Here is a 25,827-nt window from a genome sequence, read left to right on the forward strand (position 1 = left end):
AAGAGGAAAAGGGAAACCGGTCATGCGCATTGCTATTGATATTCGCTGGCTAAGGAAAGAGATGGACGGAATCGGTCGATACGTAAGTAACCTGGTAACCCACCTGGTAGAATTAGATACCCGTAATACTTATTTTCTCATCACACATCCTAACAGCTTCCCATCTTCCTATTCCTTTCCCACGTCCCCGCGTCTCTACATCTCCGCATCCCCATATCCTTTCCTCTCCCCTCGAGATTTCTTTTGCCTTCCTGGGTTTTTGAACCGACTGGAGATAGATTTATTCCATGCACCGAATTACCTGACTTCCCCTCTATCTGGACGTTATGCTCAAATTGTTACCGTCCACGATCTTATTCCTTATCTTTATCCTGAAACCCTCTGGAAAGCCAGCTTGAGATGGAAGTTCTATTACAGAAGTAAGTATCCTGCTTATCTTGTCTTACACAAAGCAGATCAGATCATAGCCGATTCCCTGCATACGAAAAAAGATATTGTGAAGCTATTTGGAATTCCACCCGAAAAAATCAGAGTGATCTGGCCGGGTATTGAAACAAGATTTTATACAGCAGAAAAACCTTCAAAGGCGTTTCTACAGAAATATAACCTTCGAGAAGATTTTCTCTTGTACTTAGGACGACAAGATCCTTATAAGGGGTTGGAGTTTTTAATCCGGGCTTATTATCAGCTGGATCCTGGGTTACGAAACCAATACCCCCTGATCATTGCCGGTAAGAAGGACTCTCGATACTTAAAATCCGTGGAGCACCTGATCGAGGATCTGGCCTTGAAAGAACAGGTTCAATTTTTAGGTTACGTACCGGACCCGGATCTTCCTTCCCTATATAAGGCCGCAACCCTTTTTGTATATCCTTCCCTTTATGAAGGGTTTGGGTTCCCACCTCTCGAAGCCATGGCCTGTGGAACCCCGGTGATTTATGGCCGGGGATCTTCTCTGGAAGAAGTTATCGGTGACAAGGGAGGGTCGTTCACCCCTCATCATCTTCCAGAGTTGACTCAAGCCATTCAAATGCTTCTCCAAAACAGACAACTCCGGGAGGAGATGTCTCAAAGAGGACGTGAACAGGTCCTTTCCTTAACCTGGCGGAAAACGGCCGAGGCCGTTCTGGAAGTGTATCAGGCGGTAGGCCATCGAAAAACAGGTCAGGGAGGGATCCAAAGATAAAAACTATGAAGTGGAAAGATATCCTTATGGTAGTTCTAACTTTTATTAACCTCACCATCGCCTGTTATATTCATTTACAGAGTGGGGTAGCAGGAGCAGAACGAAAGCCTCTCAGTCTTCAAGAACAGGTCCAGGATATGGAAAAACGCCTGGAAACCATCGAAGAGGAGCTAAAATACAAGGGAAATCAGAAAATATCCCGGATCGATTACCTGGAGGAGGAGTTGAACAAGCTCAAGGGCCAGGTAGATTTGTTAAGGGCCAGACTGGATCTTTTTACAACCAAAACCCGTATTTTGGAGAATCAGGTAGATCGCCTGAGAAGATAACCGGTTCCCAGGCAACCTCATCGGCCTGAATCAGGTTTTACTCCGATAAAATTCAAGGCTATCCTGGCAAGGACACTCCTATCGGATCCCTCTCAACCTGAAACGGTGAGAGATCTCCACAGGGATCCGGTCTTCCAGGAAGGTTTGGGGATTTTAACGGAGATAATCTGCCGCAAAGGACCAGAAGTCTTCCACAAAATAATGGGACATAACGTTACCGAACAAATAACAGACTCCCTGACAATGGGGGATATCTCCATAGAGCTTTCGACCTCGCTCAAAAATTTTCTTAAAAGATCCTTCCCGGAACAAATTCCCACCAATGGTCTTTAAAGGCTCACAAGGATAAAACACATCTCCATTGGGATAAACCCGGGGGAACATGGTGGGATAACAATGAAACGGGGTGAAATCAAACAGGGTTCGAAGAAGTTTGGGAGTTCCATTAATAGCCTGTCCTGCTTTCCTCCGCTCGATAATAAGATCGACCAGCTTCTGGTATTTGGGATTTTGGAGAAGTTCTCGACGGGGATAACGATGGATTAAGCCGGTCTGGGCCGAGAAGACGAAGTTATGCTCCTGGCAAAAATCCAGAATCTTGGCGATCTCATCCAGGTTTTCTTCGGTAATAACGGTACTGATGGTAATCCGGGATCGTGCAGGTTTACCAACGGATTTACAATACAGAAGATTATCCAGGACTTTCTCGACTACGTAAGGTTTGGTTCTCGGTTTGCCTTTGTCTACCGTGATGGCATCCAGACTCACCACCATACTGGTTAGATAATCTAGGATTTCCTCTCTTTCACGAATATGAGTTCCATTGGTAATCAGCATAACCGACCGAAATTTCAAATCCTTACGGGCCGCTTTCGCCAGTTGAACAATATCCCGTCGTAACAGGGGTTCCCCTCCGGTTAATAAGATATAATCTGTTTCTTTTCGAATAAGCCTGAGAAGATCAATGGTACGATGGGTATCCAATTCTTCGCTGATAACATCGGGTGTTTTTTGAGTACAGTAGGAACAATTCAGATTACAATGATGGGAAACGTAGAGAACGGCCGAATAAGGAGGGACTATTCGACTCCCTTTGATTTTAAGTGTATACCAGTTTCGAATATGCTGCTGGATATTTTTTAAGACGAAGGGATAATTCCGTTTAAGGAGAGCTATTAAATGTTTCCGGGTTTGAGCATCCATAGTTTAATTAACATGCCAGGGCGTTTGCCCTGGGATTTAGCAAAACGCCCTTTCGGGTTAAGACAAATAAAAAGATACTTCTTAAGCGTAAGTCGTTGAGGATTTAAGTTCCAGTTAACTCCTTGGTCGGACCCAGGTCTCACACCAGGCTAAACAGGCACTGCTACTTAGCTGATCGCCTCTTTTCTCTGACCAGGGTTTTCCGGTTGCGAACTTCCCGTTAACTATCAAATCTGCCGAAGTAGCCGGAAAGAAGGTCGTTTGAACGCCAAGGGGACGGTTATTCCAACCCGGCTCGGCAGAGAAGTTGAAGGGAGTGATGAAGTCGTACCATACCAGTCGGATGGAATCCACTGAAGATTCAATCTGCTCCGCAGCATAAGAGCGAGGATCCCCTTCCCGGGTAAATATGGCATCGATGACGGGAATATGGATATCTCCGAACGGCTTATGAAGCAGATATTCGATCTGACGCTGAAGGTATCGCGCCAGTGCTACGTTATCGCTATAGATCTTGATTCCATCGGTCAGCTCACTTTCAATAAACAAGGCATGTCCTGGTCCGACAGGCGACCAGAAAACCCGCCAATGGCTGGTCCGATGGGCCATAGTTTTACCTTCATCCACACTGAGCCGCAGAAAAGAATTCTCTCCGGCTACGATCAGTTCGTGGGGATTTACTCTCATAGTGGTCATTTTTACCTGTACCTCCTTATCTGAGACACGGGGTTTTGGGACGCGGAGACAGAAGTCCCCGTATTGCTGGGTCCCCTTGTCTCCCCGTTCCAGAGTTCCTATGTCCCCCAAAACCCCGCGTCTCCCTGTCCCCCTGCCTCCGCGTCCCAAAACCCCGTGTCTCAAACAGGGTTCTCCGTAGATGAGTATTTAAAAACTGCAAATTTAGTGTAGGATCTTCAGACCGTGTCACTCCATATGTCTTAAGTACCTCTACCAGAGTAAAGGATGGATTCGTCCCTGTCCAGTTAAAAATTCACTTAAAACTGAGTTGAAAACAGCTGGTTTTATCCTATGATTAGGATAGGGGAGGATGAATCTTTAAATGCGTATAGGAATTGATGCCAGAAAATTAGATGACTTTGGGATCGGTACGTATATTCGGAACTTGGTCCATCACCTTGCCAAGAAAGATACCCGCAATACCTATATTCTCTTTTGTCCCCCCCACCATGAACCCTTTGAACTACCGGGACGAAACTTTTCTAAAGTCATAGAAGATGCAGGTAAGTATTCCCTCAAAGAGCTGGTTCGACTTCCTTTCCAGATGAAGTATCATAAGCTTGATCTGTTCCATGCTCCGCATTATACTCTTCCCCCTCTGAGGCCGTGTAAGGCCGTTGTAACCATCCATGATGTGATCCATCTTCGATTTCCTCAATACCTGCCTTCTGTGGGAGCCTATTATTATGCTAAGGGGATGATGTTTTTGGCTGCCCGTTCGGCCAGCAAGATCATTACCGTTTCCCAGTTTTGCAAAAAAGATATTGTGGAAATATTAAAAGTTCCGGAGACTAAAGTCGAGGTCATCTATAACGGGGTTGCAGAGGTCTACAGGTGGAGTACTTCCTCTGATTTTAACTCTATAGAAAACAAGGTTAAGACCCGAGAATTCCTGAACAGGTTTGGAATCACAGGCCCTTATCTTCTGTATGTGGGAAATTTCATGGCCCATAAGAATTTAAAAACTTTAATGGAAGCCTATAGACTTTTAAAGGATCAATCAGGTTTTCACCATCAATTGGTCCTTGTAGGAGACAACAGGAAAGGTAGACCGGAGTTAGAAAACTTTATTACTACCCGACAATGGCAAAATGAAGTCATTTTGACAGGATTTGTTCCCTGGGAGTGGTTACCGATTTTTTATAGAAGCGCCGATCTTTTTGTTTTTCCTTCTTTATACGAAGGTTTTGGCCTTCCGGTGCTGGAGGCTATGGCTTGTGGAGTACCCGTAGTTGCTTCGAATCGATCATCTCTTCCCGAGATCATAGGAGAGGCCGGAGTCCTTGTAAATCCAGAATCCCCACAAGAGATAGCCCAAGCTATCTGGCGAGTTCTTTCCGATTCAGGTCTTCGCACCCGATTAATTCGCGGGGGGTTAGACCAGGCCCGGCGATTCTCCTGGGAAGAGACCGCCCGAAAGACACTGGCGGTTTATCAAAGTGTTTTAACTCCAGGAGGTTAATTTTTTAACCCCTCAAGGAGAAAAGATCCAAAAAAAGGCTTAAATTTTAACATTTGTTCTGATGATTAGAAAAAACTTGACGTATAATTAAGGTATAGGATATAGATTTTACCGTGACTTAAAACCTAAAATCGAGAGCTTAACGTTAATACCATGTTTTTCCGACGAAAAAAGCAGGACTTAACTAAAGAGAAGATTTATAAACTGAGTAGTCGAGAACTGGATCGGAGTGTCTATGAAATTGGGCTATCCCTATGGGAAAAGGCTATTCGAGAGAGATTGGAAGATACAAAAGAAGTTGTTGCGGTTGAGAAAAAAGGAGACGCCACCCGGGACATGGTTTATTATCGTCTGGCAAATGAAATCGATATTTTTTTAGGAGTTGAACTGAACAAAAGGATTCGTAAAACGACCAAGACGGTTCAGGACGTTTCACGGGCTATTAATCAAAAATATCAGGAACTTGTGGAAAATCATGCAGAATATGAAAAATCTGAGCATGAAGAGGGAATCATTGTTAATTTAATTCCTTCTTTTAAACTTAAGGGAAATCAGTTTACCTTTAGACTGAAGGAGCGGGTGCCGAAAGATGCCCGCATCATGGCCCGGCTGGTCGAAGTAGGGCCGGAAAGTCGGGGGATAGAGCTGGAGCTATTAAGCCATCAACGCGAGTTTATTGTAGGGGGAAATCCTCTTCTGGTAGATTATTATGCTTCAGATCTGGCCGATGAGCATTTTGGGATCTCGGTTCAGGGTTCCAATTTCTATCTTTATCACCTCTCAAAAGAAAAAGATTCTTTTACCGATCTTATCCAAAATGAGAATACCAAGCTTTCCATAACCTCTCAGTACCAGTTGCTTAATCATAAAGATTATATCATTGCCGGTTTTCAAAATCAGGTACGGCGTTTCCAATTTTTCCTGGTGGACTCCGATATTAGAACCGAAGACCAGCCTTCTTCTCGATATCGCTTGGTCGAAACAGGTTATTATATTTTACGCAGCCTGGATCCAACTCAAAATACTTATCGATATCCCACTGTATTTTTTTCTGAAACGGACGGGAGCATGAAAGGCCTGAGGGATGTTCAGCAGATTCCTCTGCCAGGCATGAAAAACGTAGGAACCCCTGCAAAGATTATCTATAAAGAGGGGGAATTTTACTTTCAGAAATTAAGTAGCATTGTTCCCGTCACGGTAAAACTAAACGGACAGGAAATTCCCGAGGGGGCTGAGCGGAAGCTGTCCGGTATCAAAGATAAACTGGAAATCGGGTATGTTCAGTTCTTCTTTGAAAAACTCGAAAAACGATCCGATACTCCCCTGGCCATGTTGGAAATCACGGTGGCAGACATGGAAAAGGTCCGACATTTTCCTCTTTATGGAAAACCGATCATTATCTCTGGAGAGGCTAAAAGACCCGGGCATGAGGAGTATCTTTTTTTAAATGAGAGTTCGATTCCCCATAATGCCATGCGAATCAGTTTTAAACATGGAGTTTTATTCGTAGAGAAGGGTAAAACAGCTCCCCCCTTGCTGATCAATGGAAGCGAAGTCAAAGGTAAACAGGCTATATCTTCCGGGGATGTTCTCACCATGGGAAAGGTGAGTATCAAAGTAGCCAGGCGGGATTTACCTCCTGCTTTCTGTGCCAAACTAACTTTAACCGCAGAATCCCGACGTCCCGTTCATGTCCTTGCAGAATTGAGTAAAGGAAAAACTTATATTTTGGGACGAGAAGCTCCGGATTCTTCCTCCTCCAGTTTGGTGGGTGGGGAAGAACAGAAGAGGGTATTTATTAAAATCTCCGACGATCTCCACGTTTCGGCCAGTCACGCCCGATTATCTCTTACAGGAGAAAGAATGGTTACCCTTCAAAATATCAGTGAAAGTAACTCTATTTTTATTATATCTGCCAATGGGACCCTCCGTGCGGACTTACCTCAAAAAAGCTTTGCTTCTGAAGTCCTGATGAGGTGGGATCGAATTATTATCGGACCTGTAGAACTCGAATACCGTGGACCGGGCTCGTCCATGGTTATCTCGGATAGTTATGAAATATAAGAATCGCTGGGTAATGGGCAGTGGGTGATGGGCAGTAACTCCAATATGTTGTTCACTGCCGACTGTTCACTGTCCATTGCTATAAAATATAATGAAAGCTCTGATCTTAGCTGCCGGGCGAGGAAGTAACCTTCATCCGCTAACCGATACCCGCCCAAAACCTATGATTTACATGTGCGGGAAGCCGGTTCTGCAATATATCATTGAAAGTCTTCGGGAAATAGGGGTCCATGATATTATTCTGGTTGTGGGACATAAAAAAGAAAAAATCATCAATTATTTTCGGCGTGGAGAAGATTTTAAGGTCTCGATCAGCTATATTGAACAAGAAAATCAAACCGGAATTGGGGATGCTGTCATGTTAGCTGAAGATAGATTCGCCATAGGTGAGCATTTCTTTCTGGTTTACGCCGATATCATCTTCCAACCCAATATTTTCCTGGCAGCCCAAATGTCCTTTAATGCTTTAAAAGCACCCATCGCGACCATTACGTTGGCCCCCTCATCGGAACTTTATGGAAATGTCTACTTAGACCGGGACGTTCAAATCACCCGAATTGTAGAAAAGCCTTATCGAGAGGCCGGACTATCCTATACAGGTGGAGGTAATTATGTACTGGCAGGGGTTTTTATTCTTTCTGCCGAGTTTTTCTCTTTACTCAAAACGGTAGATGGCGACATCAAGCGAGGTTTTGACCTCCTGATCGATCAAAACAATTTATTTGCTTCTATTTTTGAAGGAGAATGGATCGATTTAGGGTACCCCTGGAATATCATAGATGCCAATAAACTGCTTATGAAGTCCTTTACCCATGCCCATATTGCCAACAGCGTGAATTTTGATGGAAGTGTCACGATTCGCGGTCCGGTTTACATCGAAGACGGCGTGCTGATTAAATCCGGAGCCGTTATCAACGGGCCCTGTTATATCGGAAAGGGATCCTTTATCGGAAATAATGTTTTAGTACGGGAGTATACTTCCATCGGAAGCCGTTGTACCATAGGGTTTGGGGTAGAGTTGAAAAATTGCGTTCTCTTTGAGAACTGTAAAGTAGGGCGTCTTTCCTTCATAGGAGATAGTGTACTGGGAGAAGGCGTAGAAATTGCCTCAGGTGTCATGACGGTGAATAATTTGATGACCGACGAAACCGTTAAGGTTAAAACCTATGCCGGAACCCAACAGAATGTCCCCCCTACCGACAGCCATCTTAGAAAACTCGGGTCCTTCATCGGCGATTATGCTAAAGTCGGAGCCAGCAATACCCTTCTTCCCGGTACGGTGATTCCCTCGGGTACTTATATCCCCCACCAGGGAACCCAATGGGAGTAGAGAAATGCAAGGGCGTAGAGATCGGAAGATAGGGGAATAAAGAAATTCCCCTTATGCAGAGAGGTCTTCTAGTCTCTGGATCGCAAATTTACCTTCTCCTTTACCTTTGGATTAACCAAATATTTAGGATAATATCCTTCCAAGACCTGCCGGATATTGAGGGCGGCTTTTCTTCGTAGTTCTGGGACAGAATCTTCGGAATACCAGGCAGCGTGGGGAGTTAAAATTACATTATCCAGAGTTAATAAAACATTATCAGGTTCGGGAGGTTCTTTTTCAAGGACATCCAGTGCAGCCCCGGCTATCCATTTTTCTTTTAGTGCCTTAATCAAAGCTTTTTCATTGATAATGGGACCCCGGGCTGTATTAATCAAAAAAGCAGTGGGTTTCATCCATTTAAGCTGAGATTCTCCGATGAGATTTCGGGTTTCCGTATTGAGGGGCAGATGTAAGGAGACATAATCGGATTGTCTGAGAACCTCCTCCAGGGAAACCAGCTCTACCCCATAAGCCTGCCCGATCTCCCTGGGAATATAGGGGTCATTGGCAATAATCTTTAATCCAAGAGGTCGGATTTTATTGGCCAGACTTCGACCAATATTTCCAAATCCTATAAGACCAAAAGTCTGCCCTTCCAGGCGAAAAATGGGACGAGGTAGCTGAGGGACCCCTGAGCACCAATTTCCCCTTTTGACTTCCCGGTTGAGTATCACAATTTTTCTGGCACAGGCCAGAAATAATCCCAATGCATGGATGGCGACTTCTTCAATACAATAATCTGTTACGTTGGTTACACAAATTCCTTTTTCAGTGGCGGCTTCTATATCTATGGTATCAAACCCAATTCCGTATCGGGCAATTACCCTACACCTTTCCAGAGATTCAATCACGCGCCGCGGCATAGGTACAGCCTGATTAAAGATACCATCTGCCATCCTGCATGCCTCGATGACTTCTTCTTCTGAGTGACACTGCCTGGGAATCAGTTCAGCACCAATTTCCGAGAGAATAGCTTTTTCAATGTCAAGATTGCCGAAATTATAATCTGTGGTAACCACCCTAAAAATTTTGTCTGTCATGGATCAGGGATTTGCAGTTTGTTATCCGGCAAGGGCTAATTGCCGTCGGTTATCCTGGACAATGGATCCGAAATGACCGATGAATGGGAAGAAAGAAGAATATACCAGGTTCCATCTTGAGGACGCCAAACCGCCAGATCGGCTTTTTTGTCCCCATCATAATCGGCCGGAACCGGGATATCTCCTTGCCTGCCCAGAGGCTGGATAAAAATTCCCTTGGAAGAGAGCAAAATGTACCAGGTTCCCTCACCGGGGCGCCAAACTGCTATGTCTGTTTGATTATCTCCATCATAGTCGGCAGGGACCGGTATATCCCCTGGAAAGCCCCAGGGTAGAATCATAGATCCGGCTGAAGAAAAAGGAATATACCAGGCCCCTTCGCTGGGTCGCCATACGGCTATCTCTGATTTTCCATCGCCATCAAAGTCTCCAGAGATAGGAATATCCCCGGGAGTACTCCATTTATACACAATGAATTTATTGAGTGAAATCATGTTTATATCGGACTGGTCGGCAGAGGAATGCCAAAGGGCTACATCCATAATTCCATCCCCATTATAATCTCCCAATAGGGGGAGGATAAAGTCATTAGATCGGTTATTCCTGCCTTTCTGTTTTATACTAATACCTCCAGAGGAGTTGAGGATAAGCCATTTTTGAGTTTGCGGGCGCCACACGGCTATATCACTTCGACCATCCCCGTCGTAATCGGCAGGTACAGGCTTATCCTCCCGAGATCCCCACACCTGGGTTAAAACTTCCGACATACCAGACCTCCCACCGGCTGAACTTAAAAGTACATACCAGGTTGCATTGGTAGGACGCCATACTGCCGGGTCGGCTTTATTATCTCCATCATAATCCTCAGGAACCGGAATATCCTCTGACGTCCCCCAACTCACCACAAGGGGAGAAGGCGCAGGGGTTGGTGTTAAAGGTACGGTGGTAGATTCTTCAACCGGTAAGGGCGAAGCCAACGGCTGAGGGGTTTCCGATACGGTATCGGCTCCACCCCTATCCGGAGTCGGTTGCAATAAAGGACCGTTACAGGTTACATTACCAGGGGTACCGCATCCGGCACTTCTACTCCTATCCGGAGTTTGTGGGGATAAAGACGAAGAAGGTACAGGGGTGGGAACAGGAGCTATGGTTTTTGCCACTGTCGGTAAAGAGACCAGGGGAGCAAATATCGGAATAGGTGTTGAGGAAACCGGAGTTGCCAGGGGTAATGCAGGTTGTGGAGTCCACTCAGCCGGTGTGGCCGCCGAAACCATGGGAGTAGATACCGGAGGTACAGGCGTGGATAAGAGAGGTACCGAAGCGGGATCCTGAAAGGATCGTGACATCAGGTTCTGAGCCCCAGGAGTTGGAACCAGGGTATTGGGGTCGAATATAGCTGGTTGAAGGGCTAAAGGAATTCCTCCATTGCCAACACTTCCCCCATTTTCCTCCATCTTTAACTCAGGATCTTCGTTTTTTCTAGAGAAGATGGCCGAAGTTTTGCCAATCGAATTAAGTTCTTCTTCGGTATTACGAGGTGAGGAAGAGACCTTACTCCGATCATTCTCTTTTTCTCCTTGATCATTCAGGGATTCCATAGAGGGGAAATGAAGGTCTTTAACCTTTTCTTTGTCCGGTTCCTTATTCTGTCCATCCTGGATAAAATCCTTATCGGCATATCGGATGACACAGTATCGCAGTACGCCAGAGGTAGCCCCATATTCCGGGTTCTGGAAGTCTATCCCCTTCCAATCCCCCGGAGAAGGCCGGGTCGCATCTCCATCTCCATTGGTATCTCCTCCCAGGGTATCATCCTTAATAGAGGTAAAAACAACTCTATTCTGATAGGTTCCATCGGTTAAAAGTATTCCCCGAACGGTCAGGAAACTCTCGGGATAGCCTTTTACAATGGAGCCGGGGGCTAAAGCTAAAATACCGGTCGGAGCTACCACCAAACCGGTTTTATCGATGGTATAAACCATCTTATTATTCCAGATGGTATTCGACGAAACAGTCCCCTGAACCCGGGCCACATCCTTAACCGTCAAGCCTTCGTTATTTAATAGAATAACGTTCATATCCTGGCCGTACGTAATATCCAAAGCAACCTCATTTTGATTGAACCTATTATAAATAATTCGGGGACTTGATTTGGCATCTACTCTAAGCCCGGTGTGTCGGTTATTTTCAAAGGTATTTTGGGTTATATCCGGCGAAGAAGCCAGGATGGTAATACCGGTTTGGTTTTCGGAAATAATATTTTGTGAAAGGATTGCCTTTGAATCTTCAGATAAATAAATACCATTCTCGGCTCCGTATCGGATCAAGTTATGGGTTAGAACCGGAGAGGAACCTGAAATTTGTACATTATTCTGCCCATATTGAATCACCGCATGGGTCAACAGGCTATCCACACTGGTATTGGAAAAGTAAATCTGGCCCCAGTCCCCCGGAACCGGTGGAGAAGATGGGGGAGTAAGAGTTTCTCCACCCTCTTTAAAAGAAGCATCCCGATAGGAAGTAAAAATAACCTTTTGATCCGCAGTACCCAGGGCTTTTAAAGTACCCCTCACAATGAGAGAAGCCCTGGGACTGAATTTGATCACGGTACCCGGTTCCAGGGTCAGGATAGCACCTTCGGCAACCGTTACCGATTCACGAACCAGATAAGGACTCCCCAGGGCCAGCCAGGTTTCATTGGAGGAAAGAGTTCCTCCGGGAATTATGGTCGGACCGACTCCCACCGTAACATTGGTTGTAGTTTGTAAAGTCTTAGAACCAAACTTAAGATAATCCTCTGCAAAGGTTAAGGTTAAGGAAACTTTATAATACCCACCTTGTGCGTAAGTATGTTGGACCTGGGCCGCCTGGACCGGGGGAGTTCCATCTCCAAAATCCCAGGTATAAGAAGCTATATAAGGAGATTCGGAAATGCTAAATTTTCTGGTCCATGCCGTATCCGGAACGACATAAATCTGAGGATTACGGATATTTACCCAGATCGTGGCACTGTGTTTATCTCCTAAACTGGTTTGAACGGTCAAGGTCACCTTGTAAGTGCCCGGGACCAGATAAGCATGCTCTATAACTTCTCCTGTACCTGTAAAACCATCCCCGAAGTCCCAGGAGTAGGAAAGGATATTTTGAGTCGTATCGGTTGTAGAGGCCGTCCCATTAAAAACAAGGGGAGTCAAAGCAGGAAAACTGCAGTGGGTGGTGGGCATGGAACAATGGATAGCGGGTATTGGCCTGTTATTTCCTGCCGGCGGTCCCTGGATTCCTGTATCGCTTGCCGCTGTCGGTCTTTCACTCACCGAAATGACCGCCCGGGTGGTTAAATCTAAAAGATCATTCTCGATAGACTCAAAGAGGGGGATCTCTCCAAATTTGTCTATCTTTCCGTCTTTCATGTCTAAATGATCATATCCGATGAACATTCGTCGTCCGCCTATCTGATAACCATAAAAACTTCCACTGAGTACGGGAACCAGACCATCATTTAAAGGAAAGGCATGGGAAAGACCCATATCCATCAAGACATTAGAAGCGATAAGTCCTAAATGGTAATTGAAAACAGTGGCATAGGGGAAGTTGATAACAGGAGTTAGAATTCCTGTAATTCGACTGGCCCCTTCATACCAATCAGATAAATACAACCGGTAGGGATCCTCCGGATCGATATAGCCATAGTAGGCAATAATTTTTTCATCGTAACGCCTGTCCGGATTTTTAGGATCTTTACTGTTCAGTTTAATCAGCCAATCATTTCGCTCCGAACTTGTTTCGTATTCAGAAGGGGGAAGGGCCTGATCAAAATTATCGTATCTGACAGCGCCTCGATTGGGGAGATTGGGTACAAGGGCATTATCACAAGAGGAAAGGCCGCCCGAACACCAAAAGGCAATATCACTAAATTTTAAGGCATCCATCCAACCATACAAAACCGCCGATTGGGTAGCCAAAGCATCCCGGGCCTGTTTATTTGCTGCAGGAGTTCCGTGATGGGGGGTGGCCAGCGTAATAAGTTTTAATACCCGTTCACCGCCTAATTGACCGGCATAATTGCCAATACCCTTATGGGTATAACTGCTCATATAAGCCCTTGCAATCAACCCTCCCATACTATGGGCAATAATGACTAAAGGCTTATCTTCGAGCTTTCCACGACGTATCATTTGATCGATCTGCTGACCAAATCCTCTGGCCAGATCGGATATCGAACACTTATTGCTTAAATAATGAAAGCGATAAACCTTGAACTTTTCATATAATGCCGGAGTTGATTTAAAGTATGTTAAGAAGTTTCTCCAATAGGTATCATCTAAGTGATTCAGATCTTTCGTCCCAAAAATTCCATGGATGAGAATTAAAGGAGTACGCCCCTCTCGATTAATCAAATCCTGGGGATCATCTTCTACAAGTTGGACGAGTTGATTAAGGGAAGGACAAAACTGGATCAGAACTGGTTTGGAGACAGAAAAGCCTACCAGGCTTAACATAAAGCAGAAGGAAAGACCTACTATCCATTTCCGGGAATAGGTCATCCGTCCTTTGCCCGTTGTTTTTAATCGAGGGTCCAGTGTCTTTTATCTGTTATCGCGAAAGCCTCTAAGCAGAGTTTATAACCCAGACCACCGACTAAAAACACGGAATTTAAGCAGTTATTCCTGGAACTTTATCTGAGAAGGACCTAAATAGCCTATTAAATAATCAACTCGAATAGGAGAAAAGATTTCAAAATATTTAGCTCCTGATTCTCCTACTCCGGTCGCACCATGGTATAACCCTTCCGGAATACAAACCACATCTCCAGGCTCTATCCACCGTTCTTCATCTTCTATCCTGAGCCTGAGTCGTCCTTCCAACATCAGTACCATCTGTTCCGAAGGATGACTATGTAACTTCCCATCAAATTGGGTTCCGGGTCGAATTTCGGCTTTAACTATTGTAATTTTTTGACCGCTTACCGTCCTTCGACTCGCACCAGCACGCAACCCCTGGACTTCAGGAAATTCGCTCCATTTATGAAAGTAGGACATTCTACCTGGAAGCCAGGAGCCAGAAATCTAAATAACGTTAGTTTCTAGCTTCTGACTTCAAACCCTCTCCTTCTGAACCTCTTTAACCATCAAATCTAATGCCAAGTTTGGGAATCAGACGCATTTTCCTGATTTGTCGAGAATCAATCGACTCCTCTCAAAGATAAAATTACAATTTTCTTCTGATCCTGGTTATCTGTAGAATATCTAATATTTAGACGCTTTTACTGCCAGATAGTTTAACTTTATTCATCTTATGGGATAGTCTATCACTACCTAACTCCACCCTTTGTGATAAAGTAACAATAGGGAAAAAATTTTTTAACCATTTCCCCCCTTAGCATAGTTTAATTCCGAATATAGCTAAATACCATCTTGAAACGGGAAAAATTTAATCCTGAGAGGAATAAAGAGTTTAGCAAGTTACCAGTAGGTCAATCGTCTCGATTGATCTTAAAGCCTTCCTAACAAGGAAATGGTAATTAAACCTATCCGTTTGGATCTTAACGGAAGGATCTGTATCCATTTCGTAGGAAATTGTTACAGCTACTTAACGGAAAGTTCTTCTTGACCTTTACGGGGTTTGGTGTATAAGTAGAGTAGAGTTTAGAGGATGGTATAATAGTCAGGTGTATTTTTATCTATGCCTTTCCAAATTATTATTGAAAAAGCCGGTCTTAAGCATATCGATGCTATTGCAGAAATAGAGAGAAGTTCCTTTGTGGCTCCCTGGTCTCGGAAGATGTTGCTTTCGGAGCTAGAAGGACATGATTTTTCCCATGCTCACATCGCAAAAATTCAAGAAGATCCCACCAAAAAGCCAGTTATAGCAGGCTATATCTTTTTTTGGTCGGTAGCCGATGAGATTCATATCATCAATATTGCTGTACATCCCAGGTTTAGAAAGATGGGAATAGGCCGGAGACTGATTCAGGTGGCTTTAGATTATGGGAGAAAAACTGGTGCTCGCCATGCCTTTCTAGAAGTGCGGGTTTCCAACCTGAATGCCCAACATCTTTACACGAAAATGGGGTTCAAGGTAACAGGAATGCGTCGGGGATACTATACCGATAATCGAGAAGATGCCCTGGTTATGAAATATGTGTTTGAAAACGATAAGAACCAGAAGCCAGAATTTGGGAGTCAGAATTTAGAAGACTCTAAATTCTGACCCCTGAATTTGGATTTTCACTTAAATTATGAAACTCGTTCAGTTTTATCTTCCCGGAGAAGGAACTCGAGTAGGGATTCTGGATGGAGAGGTGATCCTGGATATTACCGAGAAAAACAGAAGAAGCGTTATAGACTTGATGGAAGCTGCTTATGAAGCAGGGGAAGGATTCGAATCTTTCCTTCAACGTCAATGGGATCAGGCAAAAAAAACAACTGGGTTCTCCTTTAGGGCCTTAAATATTCCCCCGGATAAATCTAAGCCCCATCTGTTAATTCCTATTTTTCCTCCTGAAGTTTGGGGAGCCGGGGTCACTTACAAGCGAAGTGCCGAGATGAGGGATGAAGATGTAACCCTCCAACAGAAGGCCCGAAGTAGCCTTTATGATTATGTTTACAACAATCCCCGACCGGAATTGTTTTTTAAAGCCACCACTCCCCGTTGTGTAGGTCCCAATGATTATATCACCATCCGCAGCGATTCTAAATTAACGGCTGCAGAACCGGAAATAGCCTTTGTAATCGGTAAAAATCAGGATATTTTAGGATATACCATCTCCAACGATGTCTCTGCCTGGGACATTGAGCGGGAGAATCCCCTTTACCTTCCTCAGTCTAAGATCTTTATGGGTTGTTGTGCGCTGGGACCTGTATTGGTTACAACCTCCCAGATAGACCCTTATAATCTCAATATGACCTGTAGGATTCTTCGGGATGGAAAGCCCATCTTTGAGGGTTCAGTCCATACCTCCATGATTAAGCGTACCTTTAAAGAGCTGAGTGAATATCTGCATCGCGATAATTTTGTTCCGATGGGAACCACTGTCTCCACAGGAACCGGTATCATGATACCTAATGAATATGCCTTGAAGGAAGGAGATTATGTGGAAATCACCGTGGACGGCATCGGGACGTTATCGAATCCGGTAAAACAGCTATAAAATATCCTGCGTAGTGCCTAATTATTTGAGATCGATTACGCATTACGCATTACGCATTACGCTTGAAATCTTCGCACCTGACAGTTTTACTTATTTTTACCCTTTTTACTTTGGGATTGACGTATCCTTTAGTCTTTCACTTAAACTCCTCGGTGTTTGCCGTCTACGGAGATCCCCTGTTAACCACCTGGATCCTGGCCTGGGATGTCCATAAGCTGTTCACCGACCCTCAAAACCTGTTCCAGGCCAATATCTTTTATCCCTATAAAAATGTCCTGGCTTATTCCGAGAATCTTCTGGCCAGCAGTCTCTTTGCCGCTCCCATACTGCTCCTTTCCCAAAATCCCATCCTGGCCCATAATGGCGTCTTTCTGCTTTCCTTTATACTTTCAGGTTTTGGAACTTACCTGCTGGTTCGACATCTAACCCATAACCCGTATGCCGGTCTCTTTTCCGGAATTATATTTGCCTTTGGCCCTTATAAGTTCAGCCACCTGGGCCATTTGCAACTGTTGACCACCCAGTGGATTCCCTTCTGTTTTTTATTCCTTCATCGCCTCTTAGAAACCCATCGTTGGAGAGATCTTTTTCTTTTCTGGTTGTTTTTCATCCTGCAGGCTTTATCCTCAAGTTATTATGCTTTGTTTCTTTCCCTCTCCCTGGGAATTTGGCTGGTTGCCTATGGACTAATCTCCCGGAGAAACTTTCTATCTTCCCTGTGGAGTAAACTGGGAGGTTTTGTAATTTTGTCGGTTCTCGTTCTCTATCCGGTCAGCCGTCCCTACTTTAAGGTACAGGAGGAAATGGGTTTTACCCGAACCCTGGAAGAGGTCAAAGTATTTTCTGCGGATCTTAAGAACTACTTGGGAGTTCCCCACTTCAATAAATTATATGGAAAAGTTTTAGTTCGTTTTGCCAAAACAGAAGCGATGCTATTTCCCGGAACCCTGGCTCTGCTGTTTGCCGGCCTTGGTATTTTATTCGCGGTTCGTCCCTTAAAATGGAGAACGCTCTTCCCGGAGAGAGGTTTATTTTTAAAAAATGTTCCTGTTATCGGGGCCTATGGATTTATGGTTATTTTAGCTGGAATTTTATCTCTGGGACCTCAACTCCACCTTTTTGGAATAACCCTGGAGGGGCCTTACGGGATTTTATACCATCACGTACCTGGATTTAAAGGGCTAAGGGTTCCCTCTCGATGGGGAATGATGGTATCCTTCGGCCTCAGTGTCTTAGCCGGATATGGAGTTCTTCCTTTACTCAGGAATACAGGAAATAGCAAGCAAAATAAAAGATATCTGTCCTTTCTTCGTACTCCATTTTTAGTTTGTGCCTTACTTTCGGCCTTATTGGTTGTGGAATACGACTCAACACCTCTTTCTCTCCATAAAGTACCTGTCGGAGAACAGATTCCGGAAGTCTACCAATGGCTGGCCAAACAGGAAGGGGACTTTCCCATTTTTGAACTTCCCCTTCAGTCGAACTTACAGGATTACTGGCGGGAAGCCCCCTACGTATATTTTTCTACGTACCATTGGAAAAAACTTATAAACGGATATAGTGGATTCTCTCCCCCACTGGCTATTTTAATCCATCAAGTTATGGAAACTTTTCCTGATGAGACCTCCATTCAGATTCTTCAACGACTGGGGACCCGGTATTTGATTATCCATTCAGAAACGTATCCACCCTGGTATGTCCGCAAACTCTTGCAAGACTTAGAATGTTTTGATGATCAGCTTATCCTTCGGGAAAAATTTGGAGAAGCCTATCTTTACGAAATTAACGGATTAAAAGAGGGTCTAGAAAATAGGAAGCCGGTAAATTTAAGCCCACAAAGCCTGCAGGAGATCCGGGTAGCCCATTCAAATTATAATTCAGAAGAGGCTAAACTGGCCGTGGATGGGAATTTAAAAACTCGCTGGACAACCAAGACTCCCCAAAAGCCGGATATGTATTTCGAGCTGGAACTTGAAAATATTTCCCCGATCTCTGGAGTCCTTTTAAATATGGGGTCTTCCATGCCAGAATATCCTCGACAGTTCCAGGTGGAGGTTTCCACCGATGGAACCGGGTGGGAGCCTGTAAATCTTCTTCCGGGATCTCTGCTATCTTTGGCCGAATCGGCTATTCAAACCCCCAAACAACCCCGGTTAGATTTTGTCTTTGCCCAACCTATAAAAACTAAATTTATCCGAATTTCCCAGACAGGTCAAGATAAACAATGGGCCTGGTCTATCCATGAAATTCAGGTATATAAATGAAGTCGTTCCGTTCTCCCCTGATATATCTCTTACCTCCCTTGGCAGCAGGATTTCTCTACGGTTTAGGGAAAACCCTGGATTTAACCATTCTTAACGAGGCCTCCCATGCCGAGTTGCGAAAGCAATTTCCGAACCTGATTTATACGCTCTGGCATGGTCGGCTTTTGCTTCTGGTTTATAGCCATCGAAATAGAGGGATTACGGTCTTGGTGAGTCAAAGTCAGGATGGGGAATACCTCAGTCGAATGCTTCAATGGGCCCGGTTCCGTACCGTTCGGGGTTCTTCAACAAGGGGTGGAGTACGGGGATTGCTTGGATTGATCAAGGCGATCCGGGAGGGTTATGATGTGGCCATTACCCCGGACGGCCCCCAGGGGCCGGCCCATCACGTTCAGCCTGGAGTTATCTATCTCGCCCAACAAACAGGCGCCCCCATTGTACCGGTAACGGCTTCAGCTAAAAGATATAAGGAGTTTCAGAGTTGGGATCGATTCTTAGTTCCCTATCCTTTTTCAAAGGCTGTGGTCCTCTTTGGAGAGCCGTTTTTTGTACCTTCAAAGGCAACAGAGCAAATGATTGTTGATTATCAGGAAAAATTACAAAAAGAATTAAACCGGATTACAGAAGAAGCGGATCAGTATTGTCGATGGAAAATTTCTTGACATTTAAGAAATAAAATCATTCACTAATACTGTTCTCCCTTAAGGAAGGGAAATACCTTTAATCCCAAATTTACAGGCTCTGTAGTTCCAGACCCATTCGCTAAGAAAGGATAGCCCGGTCAGGTAATACCGGATGGGTATTGAAATTTGGTAAAAAGGATAGGGACCGTCTCACCCAGGCCTTCTCCACATGCGGGAGAGCCAGGGAGAGGTTGCCTACGTGAGGGTAACCCTGCAGGATTGCTTTCAAGAGTATCTTTTCGCTAACCTAACCCCCTTCCCGCGTCGAGAAGGGGGAACTTGGTGTATACACGCCAAGATCTCTCCCTTTCCCTCACAAGGAAGGGGAGTTGGAGGGACTAGTCCAAAAAATACCCTTAAAAGCCGCAGGATCATTCCTACCCGGCATGCAACCTTTTCAGAGGGGAGGGGGAGGCTGTCCCCTATTCCACCAGGATGGATAGGACCCATTCTAATTAAGAGAGGTCAATATGTTTCCTTTGCTTCTTATTTTCACCTTTTTTTCAACCCTGGCAGGAGGGTCCCCTTTGCTGGAAGTTTTTTTCTTCGATGTGGGATATGGAGATTCCATTTTGATACGATTGCCGGAAGGCCGACATGTCCTTATCGATGGGGGATATCCTGAATATGGAGCCCGGGTCGTAGACGAAATCAAAAAATTAGGGATTACCCACTTAAATCTGGTCGTTTCTACCCATCCCCACCCGGATCATATTGGAGGACTTGCCGAGGTTTTGAATCATTTTAAGGTGGATAGAGTCTTCGGAAGCCACCCCCTGACCTCGGATTTGCTTCCAGAGGCCTTTGTAAGTGCCATCAAAAATAAAAATATCCCCTATAAACCCGGAAGACGGGGAGAGAAGCTCTTTGAATCCGAGGAACTGAGTATGGAGATCTTTCACCCGGTTCAGGTAGACGAAGACCTGAATAACAGTTCTATAGGAATTCGATTAAAATTTAAGAATATAAGTTTTTTATTTACCGCAGATATCAGCCCAAGAGCTGAAAAAGAGCTCCTCCTGGCCGGAGTTCCTTTACAGGCCAATGTTCTCAAGGCCGGACACCATGGGCATGCCACGCTTCGGGAGTTTATAGAGGCCGTTCGACCCGACCTGGTAGTTATTTCCGTAGGAGAAAACCCTTATGGAGCCCCTTTACCTGAAACCCTGGAATTATATCAACAATTGGGGATTAAAATTTTAAGGACCGATCAGATGGGTACGATCCGTCTGGCAACCGATGGTTTAACCCTATGGAACCTTACAAATTCAAACAAAAAGCCTTAGATTGGCTTATTTTAATTCTTTATACCGGAATCGTCTACGCAACACTCTACCACGCCCGGCTGGTTTCCACCTTTCTCCGACAACGTTTAGGATCCTGGTATTCCCCCTTTGTGAATATTTTCATCCTAGCCATGGGAACCTTCTTTCTGATTCAGATGGGGCAAAAGAGATGGACCTCCTACTTATTCCTTGTTCCGATTTTCGGAATATATGTGTACCTGTTTAAGCAACTTCCTTTACCGGAAGAACGGATCCATTTCCTGGAATATGGGGTTATGGGCTACCTTTCCCTCCGAGCCTTAGCCCACACTTTCCCTCCCCCATCACTTTATCTATGGGCTGTGGGTCTAACTTTCCTTCTGGGATGGATCGATGAAGGTATTCAAGGACTTTTACCAAACCGGATTTACGATATACGGGATGTATTCATGAATGGACTTTCCGGGATTTTAGGAATTCTGGTTTATAAAATTTTATTAAACCCGAACACTTCTCCCCATACCTAATCTTAAGGGGGTATTTGTTGATTTGTCCGGAAGCCTTGGGTAATCCTTAGAAGATTGAATAGTCTTTTTCGGGGGTTTGATGAGGGATATCTCCAAATCTCCTTAAAGCTTTAAGAAAATACACTTCATGGCAAAAATACTTGTGGTTGACGATCATACTAATATTTTGCTCCTTATTTCCTTAATCCTGAAGCAATATAACTATCAGATTATAACCGCCGAAGATGGGGTAGAAGCTATTGAAAAGGCCAGAAAAGAGCAACCTGATTTGATTCTCCTTGATGTCCAAATTCCTAAAATTGACGGGTACAGGGTCTGTCAAATCCTTAAAGAAACAAAGGAAACCAGGACGATTCCCATTATTTTCATTTCTTCAGCCCATCGAGATTTAAAGGATATCATCCGGGGACTGGAGACTGGAGGTACCGATTATATTACAAAGCCCTTTGATAATTTAGAGCTTGTAGCCCGCATCAAAGCTAACCTGCGAATCAAGATGCTGTATGACGAGCTCGAGGAGAAGAATCGACGTTTAAAGGAGTTATACAATGAATTGGAAGAAAAAAATAGAGACTTAGAAAGGATCGCCGTTACCGATGGATTAACCGGGCTTTACAACCATAGACATTTCTACGAACGTCTCACCGAAGAGTTTGCGAAAGCAGTACGCCATAACTTAAATCTATCCTGTATTATGTTAGATATCGATCACTTCAAGAAAATCAACGACACTTACGGACATTTGCAAGGGGATAAAATTCTCAAGAGCTTCTCAGAAATCCTCAAAACCAGCATTCGACATACCGACATAGCCGCCCGGTATGGGGGAGAGGAGTTTTCTATTCTTTTACCCCATACCGACATAAAAGGGGCCTTTCTGGAGGGGGAACGTATTCGAGTCCGTGTCAGCATGGCAGAGTTTCCCTGCCAGGACCAAATCTTAAACATAACCGTTAGTCTGGGTATCTCAACTTACCCCCATGAAAAAATTCAAACGGCCAACGACCTGGTCAGTTATGCAGACCGTCTTCTTTATGAGGCCAAGCGTTTAGGGAGAAATCAAACCGTTATTTCCACCGATAATTCTTAATCTCTAGGTTTGGTGGGATTTTTGCATAATTATATGAAAAGATAAACATAATTGCCTAAAAAGATAAAAAAGACCTAGGAAGGAGGTTCTGACATGGAAAAAGAGGAAAGAATGATGGCCAAGATTCGGGCGGGGGAGAAAATAGAATCTCCCGAAGAAATGACCGAGGAGTATCGGGAGAATCTTATCCATCTGATGCTCATGCAGGCGGATTCTGAACTGGCGGGAGCTTATGGTTACGTACCCATCATCATGAAAGCTCCTAATATTACCGAAGCTCTAGCCGTAGCGACCATTGTCAAAGATGAAATTCGCCATGCTCGGGTTATGTATAAGCTTTTGGAAGATCTGGGGGTCGATATGGAGGCCCGGTTTAAGCAGTATGATTATACCCTGAGGGTGAGCGATAAGATGGATCTTGGAAGTCGGCGTGTGGCCGGAGATGCCCGGGTCAATATTTTCTACTATCCCATTGAAACCTGGGCCGATTTTGTCATGTTCAACTTCTGTATGGATCGGGGTGCAGGTCATCAACTGGTGGATGCCTTGCATTGCAGTTACGGTCCCTGGAGTCGAGCCATGGAAGGTATCTTCAAAGAAGAAAGTATGCATATCTCCCATGGAGAAACCTGGGTAAAGCGTATGGCCCAGGATCCGGCTACACGGGACGAAATTCAAGAGGCTTTAAACCGATGGTATCCGCGAACCATGAACATCTTCGGCCGTCCGAATTCCCCTCGTAATAAACTTTACCGTAAACTGGGTCTTAAACAACGAGACAACGAGGAAGTTCGTCAGGCTTTTGCCAGGGAAGTGAAGGAGTTTGTAGAACAGGTTGGGTTAACCCTACCGGAATGGAAACCCAACTGGGAGAAGGTAAGCGAAGAAGCGGCCATTCCGGGTTAATGGCTCTTTGGGAACTCTCCCTTTATAGATTCCGGTCCGGCAGGCAAGGATCTTGAAGATGGAGGGCCGGGTATCCTGGGATCAGGGAGAGGAAGAGCTTTACGGTATTCTGTTATGTTTCATTGTATAGAATAGTTCCGACTCCTAGCTGCACGGCCCTATCATAAGCCAGCTTTGCCGTAGCCGCATCTTCAATGGCAACTCCTACCGATTTAAACAAGGTAATTTCCTGATCGTTGGTGCGTCCGGCCTTCTGTCCCATCACCAGTTCACTCAGCTCTGCATAAATATCCTCCAGGGTGATAAGCCCCATTTGAATCGGGATCAGGAGATCTCCTGCTTCAGTCTGGGTCCCTTCATAGGTATCTACAACAATTTTAGCCGCCTGAACCAGATCTTCATCGACCTCGCGGGCCTGAGGGGTAAAAGCACCGATAGCATTAATATGAGTTCCCGGCGTAACCTCCCGACCTTGAAAAACAGGTACTTTAGAGGTTGTAGCCGTTACCAGAATATCCGAGTCCTTGACGACTTCTTCCGGTCGGGACATAGCTTCAACGGGAATCTGATACTTTCTGCTCATTTCCTTGGCAAACATCTCCGCCCTGGCCAGGGTTCGGCTATAGACCAGAACTTTTTTCAACGGAAAAGAAGTCTTAAGGGCCCATAATTGGAATTCTGCCTGAACTCCCGCACCAAAAATACCTAAAACCGTAGAAGATTTACGGGCTAAATACTTAGAGGCTATGGCAGAAGCGGCCCCTGTTCGGATACCTGTCAGATAGGTCCCATCCATAACCGCTAAAGGTCGTCCGGTCTTCGCATCATTTAAGATGTACAGGGCCATCACCGAAGGGAGCCCCTTTTGAGGATTTTGAGGATAAACAGAGACCAGCTTGCTCCCCATAACTTCGGAACCTCCTAAAAAGGCCGGCATCAAAAGTAGAGTTCCTTCCAACTCCGGAATCTCCAGGGAAAATCGGACAGGCATCCGATACTTTCCCTCCCCATACTCTCGAAAAGCATTCTCCACGGCCTCGATAACTTCTTCCATACGGAGAAGTTGTTTAAGGTCTTTTTGTGAAAGAAATCTCATCATGGTTTTCCAGCTCCCTCGACTCCTGGTCGTTACCAAGAAAACTCTTGACAATCCCATAAAGATCCACCAAGATGGTGGAGTAGTTTGAATCCTCTTTTTAGTTTTTTAATTCTATGGCATAGAACAAGAGGAGTAAAGGGAAAACAGTTAAATTTTTAGTAACCCTTCGAAGGATTAAACATCATATGATCACATTTGACAAATTGAAGGTACCTACGGAAGGAGATAAAATAGAAATTCAAGACGGCCATCTCAAGGTTCCAGACCAACCGATTATTCCCTTTATAGAGGGCGATGGAACCGGACGGGATATCTGGCGCGCCACTCAACGTGTTTTGGATGCCGGAGTAGAGAAAGCTTATCAGGGACGTCGAAAAATCATCTGGTTTGAGGTCTATGCAGGGGAAAAGGCCAAAAAATTCTACGATGAATGGCTACCTAAAGATACCTTGCGGGCCATTGAATATTTTATTGTAGCCCTCAAGGGTCCTCTAACAACTCCTGTTGGAGGAGGAATCCGAAGCTTGAACGTAACTCTCCGGCAGACGTTGGATCTTTATGCCTGTATTCGACCGGTTCGTTATTTCCAGGGAGTTCCCACACCGGTCCGTAATCCGGAGAAAATGAATGTGGTTATCTTTCGAGAAAATACCGAAGATGTCTATGCAGGGATTGAATGGAAGGAGGGATCGGAAGAAGCGAAAAAGGTTATTCGGTTTTTAAACCAGGAAATGGGAGTTCAGATTCGGGCAGATTCGGGGATTGGAATTAAACCCATCAGTATTACAGGTACTAAAAGATTGGTCCGTAAAGCTATTCGCTATGCCATTGAGCGTAAGCGTAAAAGTGTTACCTTAGTCCATAAGGGGAACATCATGAAATTTACCGAAGGTTCTTTCCGGGATTGGGGATATGAACTGGCAAAGGAAGAATTTGCCGATCAAACCCTTACCGAAGATGAAGTAAATGCAGTGTATGAGGGGAAAGCTCCGGAAGGGAAGATTATCATAAAGGATCGGATTGCCGACAGCATGTTTCAGCAAATTTTAACCCGGGCGGATGAATACGATATCATTGCAACTCCCAATCTCAACGGAGATTATCTTTCTGATGCCTGTGCGGCCCAGGTTGGAGGGCTTGGAATGGCCCCGGGTGGTAACATAGGGGATTATATTGCCCTTTTTGAGGCTACCCACGGTACAGCCCCCAAATATGCCGATAAAGACATGGTAAATCCCGGATCCCTTATCCTTTCTGGCGTTATGCTTTTGGAATATCTGGGATGGACCGAAGCGGCTGACCGGATCACGCGAGGACTCGAGAAAACTATCCTGCAGAAGCGAGTTACCTATGACCTGGAGCGGCTCATGGAAGGAGCTACAAAACTCAAGACTTCGGAATTTGGAAATGCCATTATAGAGAATATGTAGAAAAGGATACTCAAAGAAGGTG

General features: G+C 44.8%; 20 protein-coding genes. 14 read left to right on the forward strand and 6 right to left on the reverse strand.

The genetic code is table 11. The features are described 5' to 3' along the window. Positions 1–22 precede the first annotated feature (22 nt). Positions 23–1,186 carry a glycosyltransferase family 1 protein gene (locus VNM22_06310; protein HWP46758.1) on the forward strand — a complete coding sequence of 388 codons (1,164 nt, stop codon included), beginning with the start codon at positions 23–25 and terminating at the stop codon, positions 1,184–1,186. A 5-nt stretch (positions 1,187–1,191) separates the two neighbouring features. After that, positions 1,192–1,515, forward strand: coding sequence for a hypothetical protein (locus VNM22_06315; GenBank protein ID HWP46759.1), 324 nt, complete (start codon positions 1,192–1,194; stop codon positions 1,513–1,515). Between the two features lie 153 nt (positions 1,516–1,668). Here VNM22_06315 and VNM22_06320 read toward each other — a convergent pair whose 3' ends face one another. Together VNM22_06320 and VNM22_06325 are read right to left on the reverse strand one after the other, a co-directional pair. Then, positions 1,669–2,718 (reverse strand): radical SAM protein, encoded by a 1,050-nt coding sequence (locus tag VNM22_06320; GenBank protein ID HWP46760.1) that lies wholly within the window; start codon positions 2,716–2,718, stop codon positions 1,669–1,671. Between the two features lie 114 nt (positions 2,719–2,832). Beyond that, on the reverse strand, positions 2,833–3,414 hold the full coding sequence (locus tag VNM22_06325; GenBank protein ID HWP46761.1) for a hypothetical protein: 582 nt from the start codon (positions 3,412–3,414) through the stop codon (positions 2,833–2,835). A gap of 364 nt (positions 3,415–3,778) precedes the next feature. On the opposite strand from VNM22_06325, the gene VNM22_06330 reads away from it, so the two are divergent. From VNM22_06330 to glmU, 3 genes are all read left to right on the forward strand, one after another. Continuing rightward, positions 3,779–4,918, forward strand: coding sequence for a glycosyltransferase family 1 protein (locus tag VNM22_06330; protein ID HWP46762.1), 1,140 nt, complete (start codon positions 3,779–3,781; stop codon positions 4,916–4,918). 153 nt (positions 4,919–5,071) lie between these two features. Further along, positions 5,072–6,982, forward strand: a complete 1,911-nt coding sequence (locus tag VNM22_06335; GenBank protein ID HWP46763.1) for a hypothetical protein — start codon at positions 5,072–5,074, stop codon at positions 6,980–6,982. Positions 6,983–7,073: 91 nt separating this feature from the next. After that, the gene (gene glmU, locus VNM22_06340; protein HWP46764.1) at positions 7,074–8,312 is read left to right on the forward strand and encodes a bifunctional sugar-1-phosphate nucleotidylyltransferase/acetyltransferase; all 1,239 of its coding nucleotides are present in this window, start codon (positions 7,074–7,076) and stop codon (positions 8,310–8,312) included. Positions 8,313–8,380: 68 nt separating this feature from the next. Here the strand turns inward: glmU and VNM22_06345 are convergent, their stop codons facing one another. From VNM22_06345 to VNM22_06355, 3 genes are all read right to left on the reverse strand, one after another. Further along, on the reverse strand, positions 8,381–9,391 hold the full coding sequence (locus VNM22_06345; GenBank protein ID HWP46765.1) for a C-terminal binding protein: 1,011 nt from the start codon (positions 9,389–9,391) through the stop codon (positions 8,381–8,383). A gap of 35 nt (positions 9,392–9,426) precedes the next feature. Beyond that, entirely contained in the window at positions 9,427–13,935 is a 4,509-nt protein-coding gene (locus tag VNM22_06350; protein ID HWP46766.1) for an alpha/beta fold hydrolase, read from the reverse strand. A gap of 117 nt (positions 13,936–14,052) precedes the next feature. Continuing rightward, a complete protein-coding gene (locus VNM22_06355) occupies positions 14,053–14,430 on the reverse strand; it encodes a cupin domain-containing protein (protein HWP46767.1) in 378 nt (125 codons plus the stop codon). A 643-nt stretch (positions 14,431–15,073) separates the two neighbouring features. On the opposite strand from VNM22_06355, the gene rimI reads away from it, so the two are divergent. The 8 genes from rimI (at position 15,074) to VNM22_06395 (ending at position 23,276) form a co-directional block, all read left to right on the forward strand. Continuing rightward, entirely contained in the window at positions 15,074–15,601 is a 528-nt protein-coding gene (gene rimI, locus VNM22_06360; GenBank protein HWP46768.1) for a ribosomal protein S18-alanine N-acetyltransferase, read from the forward strand. Positions 15,602–15,629: 28 nt separating this feature from the next. Next, positions 15,630–16,541, forward strand: coding sequence for a fumarylacetoacetate hydrolase family protein (locus tag VNM22_06365; GenBank protein ID HWP46769.1), 912 nt, complete (start codon positions 15,630–15,632; stop codon positions 16,539–16,541). Positions 16,542–16,603: 62 nt separating this feature from the next. Then, positions 16,604–18,805: a discoidin domain-containing protein gene (locus VNM22_06370; GenBank protein ID HWP46770.1), complete on the forward strand. Its 2,202-nt coding sequence runs from the start codon at positions 16,604–16,606 to the stop codon at positions 18,803–18,805. Next, a complete protein-coding gene (locus VNM22_06375; GenBank protein ID HWP46771.1) occupies positions 18,802–19,467 on the forward strand; it encodes a lysophospholipid acyltransferase family protein in 666 nt (221 codons plus the stop codon). Before VNM22_06370 ends, VNM22_06375 begins: the two co-directional genes overlap by 4 nt. A 548-nt stretch (positions 19,468–20,015) precedes the next feature. Next, positions 20,016–20,774, forward strand: coding sequence for a ComEC/Rec2 family competence protein (locus VNM22_06380; protein HWP46772.1), 759 nt, complete (start codon positions 20,016–20,018; stop codon positions 20,772–20,774). Then, positions 20,741–21,280 carry a VanZ family protein gene (locus tag VNM22_06385; protein HWP46773.1) on the forward strand — a complete coding sequence of 180 codons (540 nt, stop codon included), beginning with the start codon at positions 20,741–20,743 and terminating at the stop codon, positions 21,278–21,280. Before VNM22_06380 ends, VNM22_06385 begins: the two co-directional genes overlap by 34 nt. Positions 21,281–21,407: 127 nt before the next feature. Next, positions 21,408–22,370 carry a diguanylate cyclase gene (locus tag VNM22_06390; protein ID HWP46774.1) on the forward strand — a complete coding sequence of 321 codons (963 nt, stop codon included), beginning with the start codon at positions 21,408–21,410 and terminating at the stop codon, positions 22,368–22,370. A gap of 93 nt (positions 22,371–22,463) precedes the next feature. Continuing rightward, positions 22,464–23,276 carry a Phenylacetic acid catabolic protein gene (locus VNM22_06395; GenBank protein ID HWP46775.1) on the forward strand — a complete coding sequence of 271 codons (813 nt, stop codon included), beginning with the start codon at positions 22,464–22,466 and terminating at the stop codon, positions 23,274–23,276. 112 nt (positions 23,277–23,388) lie between these two features. Here the strand turns inward: VNM22_06395 and VNM22_06400 are convergent, their stop codons facing one another. Next, entirely contained in the window at positions 23,389–24,375 is a 987-nt protein-coding gene (locus VNM22_06400; GenBank protein HWP46776.1) for an ornithine cyclodeaminase family protein, read from the reverse strand. Positions 24,376–24,560: 185 nt separating this feature from the next. Here VNM22_06400 and icd point away from each other — a divergent pair, with 185 nt between their 5' ends. Continuing rightward, the gene (gene icd, locus VNM22_06405; protein HWP46777.1) at positions 24,561–25,805 is read left to right on the forward strand and encodes an isocitrate dehydrogenase (NADP(+)); all 1,245 of its coding nucleotides are present in this window, start codon (positions 24,561–24,563) and stop codon (positions 25,803–25,805) included. The last annotated feature ends 22 nt before the right edge of the window (positions 25,806–25,827 follow it).

This window comes from Candidatus Limnocylindrales bacterium, from assembly GCA_035559535.1.
Taxonomy (GTDB): Bacteria; Moduliflexota; Moduliflexia; order Moduliflexales; family JAUQPW01; genus JAUQPW01.

Coding starts and splice junctions, on each gene's coding strand:
- rimI (HWP46768.1), top strand. CDS start 15,074: ATGCCTTTCCAAATTATTATTGAAAAAGCCGGTCTTAAGCATATCGAT.
- VNM22_06330 (HWP46762.1), top strand. CDS start 3,779: ATGCGTATAGGAATTGATGCCAGAAAATTAGATGACTTTGGGATCGGT.
- glmU (HWP46764.1), top strand. CDS start 7,074: ATGAAAGCTCTGATCTTAGCTGCCGGGCGAGGAAGTAACCTTCATCCG.
- VNM22_06385 (HWP46773.1), top strand. CDS start 20,741: ATGGAACCTTACAAATTCAAACAAAAAGCCTTAGATTGGCTTATTTTA.
- VNM22_06355 (HWP46767.1), bottom strand. CDS start 14,430: ATGTCCTACTTTCATAAATGGAGCGAATTTCCTGAAGTCCAGGGGTTG.
- VNM22_06395 (HWP46775.1), top strand. CDS start 22,464: ATGGAAAAAGAGGAAAGAATGATGGCCAAGATTCGGGCGGGGGAGAAA.
- VNM22_06350 (HWP46766.1), bottom strand. CDS start 13,935: ATGACCTATTCCCGGAAATGGATAGTAGGTCTTTCCTTCTGCTTTATG.
- VNM22_06390 (HWP46774.1), top strand. CDS start 21,408: ATGGCAAAAATACTTGTGGTTGACGATCATACTAATATTTTGCTCCTT.
- VNM22_06320 (HWP46760.1), bottom strand. CDS start 2,718: ATGGATGCTCAAACCCGGAAACATTTAATAGCTCTCCTTAAACGGAAT.
- VNM22_06365 (HWP46769.1), top strand. CDS start 15,630: ATGAAACTCGTTCAGTTTTATCTTCCCGGAGAAGGAACTCGAGTAGGG.
- icd (HWP46777.1), top strand. CDS start 24,561: ATGATCACATTTGACAAATTGAAGGTACCTACGGAAGGAGATAAAATA.
- VNM22_06325 (HWP46761.1), bottom strand. CDS start 3,414: ATGACCACTATGAGAGTAAATCCCCACGAACTGATCGTAGCCGGAGAG.
- VNM22_06345 (HWP46765.1), bottom strand. CDS start 9,391: ATGACAGACAAAATTTTTAGGGTGGTTACCACAGATTATAATTTCGGC.
- VNM22_06375 (HWP46771.1), top strand. CDS start 18,802: ATGAAGTCGTTCCGTTCTCCCCTGATATATCTCTTACCTCCCTTGGCA.
- VNM22_06400 (HWP46776.1), bottom strand. CDS start 24,375: ATGATGAGATTTCTTTCACAAAAAGACCTTAAACAACTTCTCCGTATG.
- VNM22_06315 (HWP46759.1), top strand. CDS start 1,192: ATGAAGTGGAAAGATATCCTTATGGTAGTTCTAACTTTTATTAACCTC.
- VNM22_06335 (HWP46763.1), top strand. CDS start 5,072: ATGTTTTTCCGACGAAAAAAGCAGGACTTAACTAAAGAGAAGATTTAT.
- VNM22_06310 (HWP46758.1), top strand. CDS start 23: ATGCGCATTGCTATTGATATTCGCTGGCTAAGGAAAGAGATGGACGGA.